Origin of the sequence: Microbulbifer salipaludis, assembly GCF_017303155.1 — a bacterium.
Lineage (GTDB): Bacteria > Pseudomonadota > Gammaproteobacteria > Pseudomonadales > Cellvibrionaceae > Microbulbifer > Microbulbifer salipaludis.
The window spans coordinates 605,585-618,882 of record NZ_JAEKJR010000001.1; the positions used below are offsets into that span (position 1 = coordinate 605,585).

General features: G+C 59.1%; 14 protein-coding genes. 12 read left to right on the forward strand and 2 right to left on the reverse strand.

The genetic code is table 11. The features are described 5' to 3' along the window. Nucleotides 1–15 precede the first annotated feature (15 nt). The 6 genes from hisI to JF535_RS02540 all read left to right on the forward strand — a co-directional run bounded on the left by hisI (nucleotide 16) and on the right by JF535_RS02540 (nucleotide 3,516). Complete coding sequence (gene hisI, locus JF535_RS02515) at nucleotides 16–414, forward strand: phosphoribosyl-AMP cyclohydrolase (protein ID WP_066960171.1); 399 nt, start codon at nucleotides 16–18, stop codon at nucleotides 412–414. Nucleotides 415–422: 8 nt separating this feature from the next. Beyond that, on the forward strand, nucleotides 423–770 hold the full coding sequence (locus JF535_RS02520) for a phosphoribosyl-ATP diphosphatase (RefSeq protein ID WP_206998672.1): 348 nt from the start codon (nucleotides 423–425) through the stop codon (nucleotides 768–770). 63 nt (nucleotides 771–833) lie between these two features. Beyond that, entirely contained in the window at nucleotides 834–1,085 is a 252-nt protein-coding gene (tatA, locus tag JF535_RS02525) for a twin-arginine translocase TatA/TatE family subunit (RefSeq protein WP_206998674.1), read from the forward strand. 42 nt (nucleotides 1,086–1,127) lie between these two features. Then, entirely contained in the window at nucleotides 1,128–1,874 is a 747-nt protein-coding gene (tatB, locus tag JF535_RS02530; RefSeq protein WP_206998678.1) for a Sec-independent protein translocase protein TatB, read from the forward strand. After that, nucleotides 1,871–2,611 (forward strand): twin-arginine translocase subunit TatC, encoded by a 741-nt coding sequence (gene tatC, locus JF535_RS02535; protein WP_206998683.1) that lies wholly within the window; start codon nucleotides 1,871–1,873, stop codon nucleotides 2,609–2,611. The genes tatB and tatC overlap by 4 nt, the downstream gene beginning before the upstream one ends. A 71-nt stretch (nucleotides 2,612–2,682) precedes the next feature. Beyond that, nucleotides 2,683–3,516: an alpha/beta fold hydrolase gene (locus tag JF535_RS02540; protein WP_206998686.1), complete on the forward strand. Its 834-nt coding sequence runs from the start codon at nucleotides 2,683–2,685 to the stop codon at nucleotides 3,514–3,516. A gap of 18 nt (nucleotides 3,517–3,534) precedes the next feature. On the opposite strand, the gene JF535_RS02545 is transcribed toward JF535_RS02540, so the two are convergent. After that, nucleotides 3,535–3,768: a hypothetical protein gene (locus tag JF535_RS02545; protein WP_206998688.1), complete on the reverse strand. Its 234-nt coding sequence runs from the start codon at nucleotides 3,766–3,768 to the stop codon at nucleotides 3,535–3,537. Between the two features lie 94 nt (nucleotides 3,769–3,862). On the opposite strand from JF535_RS02545, the gene JF535_RS02550 reads away from it, so the two are divergent. Then, a complete protein-coding gene (locus JF535_RS02550; protein ID WP_242523558.1) occupies nucleotides 3,863–4,945 on the forward strand; it encodes an aminopeptidase in 1,083 nt (360 codons plus the stop codon). Here JF535_RS02550 and dtd read toward each other — a convergent pair. Next, entirely contained in the window at nucleotides 4,876–5,322 is a 447-nt protein-coding gene (gene dtd, locus JF535_RS02555; protein ID WP_206998691.1) for a D-aminoacyl-tRNA deacylase, read from the reverse strand. The genes JF535_RS02550 and dtd overlap by 70 nt on opposite strands. 96 nt (nucleotides 5,323–5,418) lie before the next feature. On the opposite strand from dtd, the gene JF535_RS02560 reads away from it, so the two are divergent. The 5 genes from JF535_RS02560 (at nucleotide 5,419) to JF535_RS02580 (ending at nucleotide 13,273) form a co-directional block, all read left to right on the forward strand. Next, nucleotides 5,419–7,557, forward strand: a complete 2,139-nt coding sequence (locus JF535_RS02560; RefSeq protein ID WP_206998694.1) for a prolyl oligopeptidase family serine peptidase — start codon at nucleotides 5,419–5,421, stop codon at nucleotides 7,555–7,557. A 47-nt stretch (nucleotides 7,558–7,604) separates the two neighbouring features. Then, nucleotides 7,605–8,618 carry an NAD-dependent epimerase/dehydratase family protein gene (locus tag JF535_RS02565; RefSeq protein ID WP_206998697.1) on the forward strand — a complete coding sequence of 338 codons (1,014 nt, stop codon included), beginning with the start codon at nucleotides 7,605–7,607 and terminating at the stop codon, nucleotides 8,616–8,618. Nucleotides 8,619–8,845: 227 nt separating this feature from the next. Next, nucleotides 8,846–9,700, forward strand: a complete 855-nt coding sequence (locus tag JF535_RS02570; protein WP_206998700.1) for a mechanosensitive ion channel domain-containing protein — start codon at nucleotides 8,846–8,848, stop codon at nucleotides 9,698–9,700. A gap of 176 nt (nucleotides 9,701–9,876) precedes the next feature. Then, entirely contained in the window at nucleotides 9,877–11,766 is a 1,890-nt protein-coding gene (locus tag JF535_RS02575; protein ID WP_206998703.1) for a DUF885 domain-containing protein, read from the forward strand. Nucleotides 11,767–12,397: 631 nt separating this feature from the next. Continuing rightward, nucleotides 12,398–13,273: a polyphosphate kinase 2 family protein gene (locus JF535_RS02580; RefSeq protein WP_206998705.1), complete on the forward strand. Its 876-nt coding sequence runs from the start codon at nucleotides 12,398–12,400 to the stop codon at nucleotides 13,271–13,273. Nucleotides 13,274–13,298: the final 25 nt, after the last annotated feature.

The window sequence follows — 13,298 nt, forward strand, 5'->3', positions numbered from 1 at the left end:
GTAAGGACGCATACCGTGAGCGAAAACGATTTCACCCAGGCAGTGCGCTGGAACAGTGATGGGCTGGTGCCCGCTATCGCGCAGGACATTAAAACCGGCCGCGTGCTGATGATGGCGTGGATGAATGCCGAATCCCTGCGCCTGACGGTTGAGGAAGGCCAGGCGGTCTACTGGTCGCGCTCGCGCGGCAAGTTGTGGCGCAAGGGCGAGTCCTCCGGACATGTGCAACAGGTGCGGGAAATTCGCCTGGACTGCGACGGCGACACCATTGTGCTGATGGTGCAGCAGCTGGGCGGCATTGCCTGCCACACCGGGCGCACCAGTTGTTTCTACCAGGTACTGGAAAACGGCCAGTGGCAGATTCGCCAGCCCGTCATCACCGACCCGAAAGAGATCTACGCAGGGGAGAAATAGGCAGCGTCATGAGTAATATGCTGATACAACTGGACCGGGTTTTGCGTTTGCGCATGCAGCAGGGTGATGCAGATTCCTCCTATGTTGCCAGCCTGCATCACAAGGGGCTCAACAAGATTCTGGAAAAAGTCGGGGAAGAGGCGACCGAGCTGGTGCTCGCCGCCAAGGATGCGGAAGGGGCCGCGCCCGACAGTGAGGCCCACAAGGCCATGATTTCGGAAACCGCCGACCTCTGGTTCCACTCGCTGGTCATGCTCAACCACCTGGGCGCGGATTCGCGCGCAGTGCTGGATGAGCTGGGGCGCCGCTTCGGCCTTTCGGGGCTGGAAGAAAAAGCCTCGCGAAGCCAGGGCTGACCGCGGGCACCACAAAATTTTAGTTACAAACGCACTCAAGCGTTGATTCAGGAGCATTTCAATATGGGTATTAGCTGGCAACAACTACTGATTCTGCTGGTCATCGTACTGCTGATTTTCGGCACCAAGCGTCTGCGCAATCTCGGCGGCGACCTGGGTGGCGCCATCAAGGGCTTCAAGAAAGCCATGAAGGAAGAGGGCAAAAAAGAGGACGAGGAAGGCGAGGACAAAGCCCCGGAATTGCTGACCAAGGACGAGTCCGCGAAGCCGCAACAGAAGACCTCCACCGAAGAAAAGCAGTCTCAGGACAAGTAACCAGATGACCGCCATCGTCCGCAACTGATAGAGCGAGCACGCGTGTTTGATATCGGATTTTTTGAACTGTTGTTGATCGGTGTCGTTGGCCTGGTGGTCATCGGCCCCGAGCGGCTGCCGGATGCGGTGCGTACCACGGTGCGCTGGTGGACGCAGCTGAAGCAGACACTGGGCAGTGCCAAGGATGAACTTGAGCGGGAGGTCGGTGCCGACGAAATCCGTCGCGAGCTGCACAACGAACGCGTGCTGAGGGAGTTGCGCGAGAGCCAGCAGGAAATGGAGCGCACCCTCAGTGAGGCGGAACGCAAGTTCGAACAGGATCTGAAATCTGTTGAAGCGCAGGCGAAGGCGCTAAAAGACAGCGCGGATGAGAGCACGGATGCCGCCGGCAACGCCGCATCGCTTGAGGCGCCGTCGGAGCCGGATGTGGCCGCCGACCAGCGTCGACAGGCAGCGGACTATCTGCCGGAAGAAGAGCGCGGCGGGTCCGGTGGTGAACGGCCGGAGGAGGACTACCTGCCGGAGGAAGATGAGGAAGACGAGGATCAGGAAGATCCCGAATATCCCGAGCATCTGCACGATCATGGCGATCCCGAGCACAATCCCCACCATCCGGATCACTTCAAGCACGAGGAAGACGAGGCCTGGGCGGAGGTAGACCGATTGGACCCCGCCGACCACGACGAAGTTTCGCGCTCGGGCCCCGCATCCACTGCTAGAGCGGATGGCGAGGGTTCTGATACGTCAAACAGCGACAGCCCCACCGAGTCGGAAGATAAGCGTCCATGAGTGAAAAAGACCAGCCGTTTATTGAGCACCTGATCGAATTGCGCGATCGCCTGTTGAAAACCTTGCTGGTGGTGGTGGCGATCTTCGCCTGCATGGTGCCCTTCGCCAACGACATCTATAACTTTGTCGCCGACCCGCTGCAGGCACGCTTGACGGAAGGTGCCGGCATGATTGCCACGGAAGTGACCTCGCCGTTCCTCACGCCGTTCAAGACCACCTTCGTATTGGCGTTTTTCGTTGCCATTCCCTTTGTGCTGTACCAGTTCTGGGCGTTTATTGCGCCGGGACTGTACAAGCACGAAAAGCGCCTGATCGCGCCGCTGATGTTTTCCAGTATTTTCCTGTTTTATGCGGGCATGGCGTTTGCGTACTTTGTGGTGTTCCCGCTGATTTTTGAATTTTTTATCAGCTCCGCCCATGCCGATATCAAGGTGATGCCGGATATCCGCAGTTACCTGGATCTGGCGCTGAAGCTGTTTTTCGCGTTTGGTTTTGCCTTCGAAATTCCCATCGCCACCGTCCTGCTGATCTGGAGTGGCGCCGTCAGCGCAAGCGATCTGGCCAGGAAGCGCCCCTATGTCATCGTTGCCTGCTTTGCCATGGGCATGCTGCTGACTCCGCCGGACGTGATTTCCCAGACCCTGCTGGCAATCCCCATGTGGCTACTGTTTGAGGTGGGGATCATCTTCGGGCGCATGATCAAGCGCGGTCGGGGAAAACCGGTCGAAAGCCCCTGAGCCCCATTCAGGGTGGGTGGCCGCAGTGACGCGGCCCCCAGGGCACAGCGCCAACACAAGGAGGTTTTCAGGTGATTTCAGCGCGCGTTTTTTCAGCGCCGGCCGACATCTTTTCTCGTGACGTCTGCTTCTCGGCCATTTGCGCTCTGCTGCTGGTGCTCAGCCTGGCGGCGCCGGCATCTGCCCGGCACGACAGCGCGGCCGCAACCGCGGTGCAGCTCAAGCCCTGCGCCATATTGCTGCACGGCATTACCAAAGACGCCATGTCGATGCAGGCAATCGAGCGCGCTTTGGTCGCGGACGGCTATACCACGGTCAACCTCACTTATCCCTCGCGGGAAAACCCCATCGAAATACTTGCCACCGAGGCAATCCCGCGCGGTCTTGCTGAATGCGAGGAGCGCGGTGCGAGCCGGGTGCATTTTGTAGCCCACTCCATGGGCGGCCTGCTGGTTCGCTACTACTTTGAGCAGCGCGACACCTCGGCCATCGCCAGTGTGGTGATGCTCGGCACACCCAACCAGGGCAGTCGCCTGGGCAATTTCCTTTCCTGCATTCCGTGGATAAAAGATCTCAATGGCCCGGCCGGCAAACAGATGGGGATAGACCCGCGCAGCCTGCCCAACCGGTTGGGGCCGGTGCGCTTCCCTCTCGGGGTGATTGCCGGTACCCGCTCGTTCAACCCGTTGTTTGCTGCCATTATCGATGGCGATGACGATGGGCGGGTTGGCCTGCCCAGCACCTATGTGGAGGGCACCTGCGCGCGGGTGACGTACCCGCTGACCCACGATGGCTTGACCGACGACCCGCGGGTGATTCAGCAGGTCGTGCATTTTCTCGATACCGGAACCTTTGCGGGTGATGGCGTAGAGTCATTCCCCTGCGCGGAAAACGCGCCAGATTAGGCCTCCGCAGCCTGTGCCTCAGGAATTCAGAGCGACTATGCTGGAGAGGCCGGCCACCAGTAACAGGAGTGGCAGTAGAGTTCTGCGACGGCGGTGATCCGCGAGCAGCAGCACCAGCGGGATCGGCGGGCACAAGATCGCCAGCACGCCGAGACCGGAAGACGCGGCAAAGCTCATGCGCAACACCTGAATCCAGAGAATGGCGCCAACAACAAGTGTAAAAACCAGTGAGACCGCTGCCACGGGCTGCATGGAAATTTCCCTAAAACGTTTTTTCGTTTCCCTAAAGTTAGCTGGTTCTGCGGCACATGGCCGCCGCAGGCGCGTGACCCTGCCTGCGATGCTGATGATAGTTGCATTGCTGCCACTGGGGGGCTGCGAGACGGTGCAGTTTTATTCTCAGGCGGCCACCGGCCAGTTGAAGATTCTCGCCGGGCGCAAATCCATCGATCGCCTGGTGGTGGACGAGCAAACCGATGCAAAGCTCAGGCAGCAGCTGGAATGGGTGCGCGCCATCCGAGCTTATGCCGCCGGTGAACTGCATCTGCCGGTGGGCAGTGCGTACAGTGCGTTTACCCAACTGGAGGACGAGTACGCGCTATGGAATCTAGTGGCGGCTCCCGAATTCTCCCTGTCACCGAAGAAATGGTGTTATCCCATTGCCGGCTGTGCCAGTTACCGTGGTTACTTTGCCAAGGCGGATGCACAATTCCATGCGGGGCGCCTGCGCGCAGAGGGTTACGATGTGTATCTCGGTCCGGTACCCGCGTACAGCACCCTCGGCTGGTTCGATGACCCGGTGTTGTCGAGCTTCGTCAACTGGAAACCCGACCGGCTTGCCAGCCTGCTGTTCCACGAGCTGGCACACCGTCGCGTGTATATCGCCGGGGATACCCGCTTTAACGAGAGCTTTGCAACGGCGGTATCGCGTATTGCCCTGCCCGACTGGCGCCGCCGCAATGGCCTGCCCGCGCCCCAGGTGGCCAGTGTCGAACAGGCGCGCCGCGTCAACGGCCTGATGGTGGCCGCGCGCAAACAACTGCAGGCCATCTACCAGTCCGATCAGCCCGTAGCGGAGAAGCGCGTGCGCAAGGCGCAGACCCTGCAGCAACTGCGCCGCTGCTACCGCGAGGTCTCCACCGGCTGGGTGCAGGACGAAAAATTTTCCCGCATGATTGAGAAAACCAACAACGCGACCCTGGCGCTGGTGAGTGAGTACCAATCTCAGGTGCCGGCGTTTGTGCAGCTGTACAAAGATAGTGGTCGCGACTGGGAGGCGTTTTATACGGCGGTGGAGCGGCTGGGCGCACTGCCCAAGGCAGAGCGCAAGGCGCGTCTGGAGGCGCTGAACACCCGGGCTCAGGCTTCCAGCAAAAAGGTTACCGGCCCATCGTTGCACAGCGATACCTGCATGTCCGCAGCAAACTGACCTCCGGCCACCGTGCAGCCCTTGGCAATTTTTTGCTGCGCCTGCGCGAGAAAGTAGTTGTACAGGGTTTCGGCCTGTTGCGGCGAGGCGCCGCGACTAAAGCTCGGGCGCAGCCCCCTGGCGGTATCTGCCACCAGGGTAAACTGGCTGACCACCAGCAGGCCGCCGCCGGCCTGCTGCACGTTCAGGTTCATCTTGCCCAGGGCGTCGCTGAAGATGCGGTAGTGCAGCACCTTGTGCAGAAGCTTGTCGGCGGTCTGCTCCGAGTCCGTCGCCTCCACGCCGAGCAGCAGCAGAATACCGTGGTCGATGGCGCCGACAGATTCACTGCTGACTTCTACTTTCGCGTGTTTTACCCGCTGAATCAGGCCTTTCATCGATCACCTCTTCTAAAATGCTGTGGCCCGCTGGATGCCGGGCGGCGAATTTTCTAGATTAGCCCACTCATCGTCATTGAAAAACCGGACATCGCTATGAACAAAACAGCTTTGACACTGATTGCCGGAGCGGCCATTCCCGTGCTCGCCGCGGTGGCTGCCATCGCCGCCGGCGGCGACCAGCCAGCGCTGGACTACCCGAAAACCGCCACCGTAGCGCAAAAAGACGACTACTTCGGCAAAAGTGTCAGCGACCCCTACCGCTGGCTAGAAGAGCAGGAGTCGGCACCGGTCAAGCAGTGGGTCAGTGCGCAGAATGATTTTGCGCTGCCGCGGCTGAAAGCGCTTCCCGGCTGGCAGAAAATCAATGACCGCCTCACCGAACTGTGGCAGTACGAGCGCTACGGTGTGCCCTACAAAAAAGCCGGACAGGTGTTCTACGAATACAACGATGGCACCTGGGACCAGAATGTGTTTTACAGCACCCGCGATATCGGCAAACAGGGCGGCGTGGTACTGGACCCGCGCACGCTGAGCGATGACGGCACCATCGCCGCCAAGCGCTATTCCATCAGCCCCGAGGGCCGTTACCTCGCCTATGGCACTTCCGATGGCGGCACCGACTGGACCGATTTCCATGTGCGCGACCTGAAAACGCGGCGCATGATCAATGATCACCTGACCGGCATCAAGTTCAGTGGCGCCAGCTGGGCCAAGGATGAATCCGGCTTTTACTACAGCCGTTATCCATTCAACAAGGACGGCAGCGCGGACGACAGCAAGCAGGTGTCGGTGTACTTCCACAAAATCGGCGACCCGCAGAGTGAAGACCAGCTCATCTACGAGATCACCGACCACCCCACCCGCAACCCCGGTGCCGAAGTCAGTGATGACGGAAACTATCTGATTCTCGGCATTTTTGATGGCTACGACAGCAACGGTGTTTACTACAAGGACCTCACCGACCCGCAGGCGAAAGTGGTCAAGCTGCTCGATCGCTGGGACGGCCTGTACACCTACCTGGGCAATACCGGCAAGACGTTTTACTTTGAAACCAACGCCGATGCCACCAACGGCCGCATCATCGCCATCGATCTGGACAAGCCCGACCGGTCTCACTGGAAAACCCTGGTGCCAGAGCAGAAAAATGCCCTGCAGAGCGCGAGTCTGATCGGCGGGCGCTTTGTATTGCATTACCTCGAAGACGCAAAATCCAAGGTGGTGGTAACCGACCTGCGCGGTAATCAGCAATATGCACTGAAGTTACCCGGCGTCGGCACCGTGGCAGGTTTCTACGGCGATCCGGAGGACAGCGAAACCTACTATTCCTTCAGCAATTTCCTCACGCCCCCGAGCATTTACAAGCTGGATGTGGCCAGTGGTAAAAGCGAGAAAGTGAAAGCGCCGCGGTATCCGGCGGATTTCTCGGACTACACCATCAGCCAGCATTTCTTCAAGAGCAAGGATGGCACCCGTGTGCCCATGTTCCTGGTGCATAAAAAAGGCCTGAAAAAAGACGGCAGTAACCCGACCCTGCTGTACGGCTACGGTGGCTTCAACGCGGCGCAGCTGCCGAGCTTTTACACCCGCTTTGCCGGCTGGCTGGATATGGGCGGCACCTTCGCCATGGTGAACCTGCGCGGTGGCAGCGAGTACGGCGGCGCCTGGCACAAGGCCGGCACCAAGCTGCAGAAACAGAACGTATTCGATGACTTTATCGGCGCGGCGGAATGGCTGATCGACGAAAAGATCACCTCACCGGAAAAGCTCGGCATCATGGGCCGGTCTAACGGCGGCCTGCTGGTCGGGGCCACCGAAGTACAGCGTCCGGACCTGTTCAAGGTGGCGCTGCCGATTGTCGGCGTACTCGATATGCTGCGTTATCACACCGCCTCGGCCAACGCACGCCAGTGGTACAGCGATTACGGTTTGTCAGAAAACAAAGACGAATTCGAAGCGCTGTACGCCTACTCACCGGTGCACAACACTGAAAAAGGCACCTGCTATCCCGCCACCCTGATCACCACCGCGGATCGCGACGACCGTGTGGTGCCCTGGCACAGCTACAAGTTTGCCGCCGTGCTGCAGCGCGACCAGGGCTGCGACAACCCCATCTACCTCGCCGTGGAAACCCGTGCGGGCCACGGTGCTGGCAAGCCGGTGTGGATGCAGGTGGAAGACTTTACCAACCAGTATGCGTTCCTTGCCCATGAACTGGGGCTGGAGATCCAGTAATCTCTTACTTCCCGGGCGCATCCCGCGCCCGTTGAGTGGGAGATTGTATGCGCGCATTTGTGACCGGCGGCACCGGCTTTCTCGGTGCCAACCTGATTGAGCAGTTAGTCGGCGACGGCTGGCAGGTGACCGCGATGCACCGGGCCGGATCGGATACCGGGCGGCTCGGGGCGCTTGGGGCAATCCCGGTGCAGGCGTCGCTCGACGATGTGGACTCCCTGCGCGCGGCGTTGCCAGCGGAACTCGATGCGGTGTTCCATGTTGCCGGCAACACCAGTATGTGGCGTGGCGGCGATGCACAGCAGTGGCAGGACAATGTGGTGGGGTCAGCGAATCTGGCGCGCGTCGCCCGCGCGCATTTCGATCGCCAGGCCAAGCCCGGGCGCATGATCGTCACCAGCTCCATCTCGGCCTATGGCTACCACAAGGGCGTGATCAGTGAAGCCAGCCCCAAGCGCGCACTGGAACCCCGCGATCACTACCACTATTCAAAACTCCACGCGGAGCAGGCGGTGCAGGCGGAAATTGCCCGCGGCCTCGATGCGGTGTTCCTGAATCCCTGTGCGATTGTGGGCAAGTACGATGTATCCAGCTGGGCGCAGACCTTCTTCCTGATGGCAGAAAACCGTCTGCCCGGTGTGCCACCGGGGGCGGGCTCCTTTTGCCACGCGGCGGCGGTGGCGCGTGCGCACATCGACGCCTTCCAGCGCGGGCAGCGGGGAGAGAACTACATTCTGGCCGGCGTCGATGCCAGCTTTCTCGAGTTTTTTGGTGTAATCGCCAGACTGCTGGGGGTCCCCGCACCCCGGCGCACCACACCCGCGTTTGCGATCCACACACTCGCCGCCTGCTCGGACCTGGTTTCCCGTATCAGCGGCCGCGAGCCCGCGGTTACGCCGCAGAAGGCCCGTATGCTGACCGACCGCGCCGTGGCCGACTGCAGCCGCGCACAGCGTGAACTGGGTTATCGCAATGACGCCACCCTTGAAGCTATGCTGCGGGAATCTCGCGACTGGCTGCTCGCCGAAGGGTTGCTGACACTGCCGCCGTCCAGACCATGACTATGTCCACGACCATGACTATGACCACGACAAGGGTACGCCCATGATCCGCCGCAATATCATTTTCATACTGGTGATGACGCTGCTGGTTCTGCAGCTCATTCAACACTATTTCTTTTCTGGCGCATGATCGCCGGCGGGTGGCGCTCGCACCTGGCTCTGGCATTGCCATCGATCCTTGGCATACTCTTGTGCGCCAGTAACGAGTCGAAAGGGGAGATGTCTGGGTGAATGGACTGAAAGCGCAACTGGAAGAGCTGTGGCCGGTGGTTCTGGAGGTGGGCCTGAACCTGCTGTGGGCATTGCTGGCGCTGCTGGCGACCTGGGTTGCCGCCAAGCTGGTATCCCGCGCCGTCAATCGCCTGACCGAGCGCGGCATCGATGAGACCCTGGTGCCGGTACTGGAGACCCTCGCAGTCTGGGCCACCTATGTTGTGGGTGGTCTGGTGGTGCTGGATATCTTCGGCGCCAATACCACCTCACTGGTAGCGCTGCTGGGCGCCGCTGGCCTGGCGATCGGCCTGGCACTCAAGGATACCCTGCAGAGTATCGCCGCCGGTTTTGTACTGCTGGGCCTGCGACCCTTCCGTGTGGGTGAGACCATACAGTTTGGCAGTACCATTGGCACCGTGCGCAAGATCGGCCTGTTTACCACCGAGCTGGATACGCCGGATGGCCTGCGCATCTCGGCACCCAATGACAAGGTGTGGGGCGAGACCCTTACCAACTTCACCCGCAATGCCAGCCGTCGTATCGAGATTATCGCCAGCATTGCCTACGGCGACGATATCGAAACCGGCATGCGCGTGTTGCGCCAGCTGGTGGCGGAAGACCCGCGTATCCTGACCGACCCGGAACCCGCATACGCAGTGCGCGCCCTGGCGGACAGCTCGGTAAATATCCACCTGCGCGCCTGGACCAAGACCGACGAATACTGGGACGTCTACTGGGACCTGATGAAAAATCTCAAGCCGGCGCTGGAGGCCGAAGGGCTCACCATTCCGTTCCCGCAGCGCGAGCTGCACATTGTCCGTGGTGACGAAAAGAAAATAACCCAGCCCCAGGCACTGGAGCAGGAGTAGGCGCCGGCAGCCTCAACTGGCGGGTCACTGATCCCGTGTGACAGCAGTTTCATCGCAGGCTGGTCGACGGGAACGCTGTGCGGTGTCATGGTAGCCGGCTGGATTTTTTAACCTGAACCGTTTTGTTCAAATCTATAAAACGTTACTTTCAACATTCCTTTCAAAGAGGCGAGACTATGCGCAAGGCGCTCCTGAGTCTGGTGATTGCGGCCGCGGTGGCCGGTTGCCAGCAAAGCGAAGATCCAAAAAAACAAACCGAACAGGCAAACGCCGCCCAATCCGGTGAGCAGGCGACCCAGCTGCCGCTGACCCCGGAAGACCACCAGCAGGACGAGACCAAACGCCTGACCGAGTGGTTCGACAGCAAGTTTGAAGAGCAGCTGCAGTTCAGCCCCATCCAGCTCAGCTACCTGGGTCGCAAGGAGCAGTACAGCAATATCGACGATATGAGCAAGGCCGCCGATGAGCGCCAGCTGGCCTGGAAAAAAGCCACCGTCGAGGAAATGAAGCAGCAGTTCGACTACGACAAACTGACCGCCGAGGGCAAAGAGTCCTACGATCTGTGGATCCAGCAATACGAACAGCAGAAAGCCAACCAGCCGTGGGCGGATCACGGTTACTTCGCCAGCGAACTGGGCGGCCCGGAAGCTCAGCTCCCCACCTTTATGATCAACCAGCACAAGGTGGAAACCGAGCAGGACATGCGTGACTACATCGCCCGTATCGGCGGTATCAGCACGGCCCTCGGCCAGCTGCTGGAGCGCGCCCAGGGTTCGGCCGAAAAAGGCATTCGCCCGCCCCAGTTCGCCTACGACCTAGCGATCGAACGTGCCGAAAAGGTCACCACTGGCCAGCCGTTTGGTGATGGCGAAGATGCCCCGCTGATGGCCGATGCGAAGAAGAAAATCGCAGCACTGAAAGACGCCGGCACCATCGATGACGCCACTGCCAAAGGGCTGCAGGCGGAAGTGGCGAAAGCCCTCACCAGCCAAATGAAGCCTTCGTACGATGCCTATATCGCCTGGCTGAAGGAAGACAAGTCCAATGCGGACGAAGTGCCGAGAGGTGTTTCCAACCTGCCGGACGGTGACGACTACTACAGCAACCGCCTGGCCCACTACACCACCCTGCCGATGACCGCAGAAGAAGTACACCAGCTGGGCCTGGACGAAGTTGCGCGCATCCGCAAGGAAATGGAAGCGATCAAGGACAAGGTAGAGTTTGACGGCGACCTGCAGGAATTCTTCACCTTTATCCGTACCGATGACCAGTTCTACTACCCCAACACCGATGAAGGTCGCAAGGAATACCTCGAAGAGGTAGAGGGCTACCTCGCCGATATCGAGGCGAAGCTGCCGGAATACTTCGGCATCCTGCCCAAGGCCAAATTGGTGGTGAAGCGTGTGGAGGCATTCCGCGAAGTGCCGGGCGGCGCCCAGCACTACTCCTCCGGTACCCCGGACGGATCGCGACCGGGCACCTACTACATACATATGTCCGACATGAGCGCCCTGTCCACCGCGGATATGGAAACCGTGACCTACCACGAGGGTAGTCCCGGTCACCACATGCAGATCTCCATTGCTCAGGAGCTGGAAAACATCCCGCAGTTTCGTACCCAGGCGCACTTCACTCCCTATATCGAGGGCTGGGCGCTGTACTCGGAGAAACTCTCCAAGGAAATGGGCCAGTTCCAAGACCCCTACAAAGACTTTGGGCGTCTCACTGCAGAAATGTGGCGTGCAATTCGCCTGGTAGTGGACACCGGCATGCACGCCAAGGGCTGGAGTCAGGATCAGGCGGTGGAATACTTCCTGGAAAACTCCGCGATTCCCGAGGGTGCAGTGCGCTCCGAAGTACGTCGCTACCTGACTTACCCGGGCCAGGCCACTTCCTACAAAGTGGGCATGATCAAAATTGAAGAGCTGCGCGCCGAAGCGGAAGAAAAACTGGGAGACCAGTTCGATATCCGCGCTTTCCACGACACGATCCTCGGTGGTGGCGCTCTGCCGTTGCCGCTGCTGGAAAAGCGTGTAAACAACTGGGTAGACAGCGTTAAAAGCTGATCCAATCCCGGATGAAAATAGCGGGCCTTGTGCCCGCTATTTTTTTGCCTGTAGAAACCGCCGCCCGTGGCTTCAATTCCCTGGCGCTCGTGGTGCGAATGCACGCAAATACACGAGAGAAACCGGAGCCTCGCACTGTGACATAAAAACCGGCGCATATTGGAACAAAGAAGAAAAAAATAGTAATCCAGTCGCGCTCTGAGGCCGTATACCTCCCTGCAACGCAATAGAGTCACCTTGAACTTCTGGGTCGCAACCCAGATTCACCGGAAACGGAACTCCGGTAGAGGCGCCTTTCTCCCCCGACTGGCTCTTCTAAAAGTGATTGCATCCTGCCGTTGCAATCAGGGTTGAGAAAGGCATGGACGCCCTTCCTGGCCCAAACCCTCCCTTACGGGTGCGCATCCCCCTGCGCATCTTTGAGTTGCCCCTTTTGCCGCCTTTCCAAGGCGGCTTTCTTTTTCCCCAACATCAGGCGTCTAGTTTGACGAATCCGCGACGAGTGCAGTCGCTACATCCTGCTAAATTGAATCAGTGGCACGCACCAAATCCCGATGTAAATACGGACATGCCGGGGTCTGGTCACCGCAAGTTCGCTCATCGGTATCATTGAACAACACAGGATGGCGCATTGAATTTTTACAGGGAATTCCGGGTATTGCCCGCCAGCAAGGTAAAGCTGAAAAAAATCGATGCGTCTTATCATGGTGATCTTGACGATGGCGATGCGGCATTGCCGCTGATTGAAGAATACAAAAAGAAATTGCGCGAATTGCAGTATCGGATGTATGCGGAGCACAAACGCTCTTTGCTTATCTGCTTGCAGGGCCGCGATGCCGCGGGCAAGGACGGCGCCATCAATCATGTGCTGGGTGCGATGAATCCGCAGGGGTGTACCGTAACCGGGTTCAAGCAGCCATCGAAGGCCGAGGCCGAACACGATTTCCTGTGGCGCTGCCACAAGGTCACGCCCCGGCGCGGCCATGTGGCCATATTTAACCGTTCGCATTATGAGGATGTACTGGTGCAGCGGGTACACAAGCTGGTGCCGAAAAAAGTGTGGTCGGGCCGCTTCGCGCACATCAACAATTTTGAAAGGTTATTAGCCGACAACGACACCACGGTGCTCAAGTTTTATTTGCATATCGATGCGCAAGAGCAGCTGGAGCGTTTCAAGAAGCGCATCGACGATCCCACCAAGCACTGGAAAATCAGTGAAAGCGATTACTCGGAAGCACACTACTGGGACGAATACACCGATGCGTTTGAAGATGTTCTGGAAAAATGCAGCACAGAATATGCGCCCTGGTTCATTATTCCCGCCAATAAAAAATGGTTTCGCAATCTGGCTATATCGCAGATCGTGGTGTCTGCGCTGGAATCCCTGGACATGCAGTTTCCCAAACCCACGGTGGATATCGACAGCATTCGCCAGAAATACCACGCGCTGAGTGCCGCTGTGGATGACGCAGGCCCGGACAGGAAAAACAAAGGCAGTAAAAAATAATCGATAGTATCGAGCGGCCAACGCG

Excerpts from the sequence above, each read along its gene's own strand:
- JF535_RS02545 (WP_206998688.1), bottom strand. The coding sequence starts at position 3,768 with ATGCAGCCCGTGGCAGCGGTCTCACTGGTTTTTACACTTGTTGTTGGC.
- JF535_RS02575 (WP_206998703.1), top strand. The coding sequence starts at position 9,877 with ATGCGCAAGGCGCTCCTGAGTCTGGTGATTGCGGCCGCGGTGGCCGGT.
- tatC (WP_206998683.1), top strand. The coding sequence starts at position 1,871 with ATGAGTGAAAAAGACCAGCCGTTTATTGAGCACCTGATCGAATTGCGC.
- JF535_RS02560 (WP_206998694.1), top strand. The coding sequence starts at position 5,419 with ATGAACAAAACAGCTTTGACACTGATTGCCGGAGCGGCCATTCCCGTG.
- JF535_RS02550 (WP_242523558.1), top strand. The coding sequence starts at position 3,863 with ATGATAGTTGCATTGCTGCCACTGGGGGGCTGCGAGACGGTGCAGTTT.
- tatA (WP_206998674.1), top strand. The coding sequence starts at position 834 with ATGGGTATTAGCTGGCAACAACTACTGATTCTGCTGGTCATCGTACTG.
- JF535_RS02565 (WP_206998697.1), top strand. The coding sequence starts at position 7,605 with ATGCGCGCATTTGTGACCGGCGGCACCGGCTTTCTCGGTGCCAACCTG.
- dtd (WP_206998691.1), bottom strand. The coding sequence starts at position 5,322 with ATGAAAGGCCTGATTCAGCGGGTAAAACACGCGAAAGTAGAAGTCAGC.
- JF535_RS02520 (WP_206998672.1), top strand. The coding sequence starts at position 423 with ATGAGTAATATGCTGATACAACTGGACCGGGTTTTGCGTTTGCGCATG.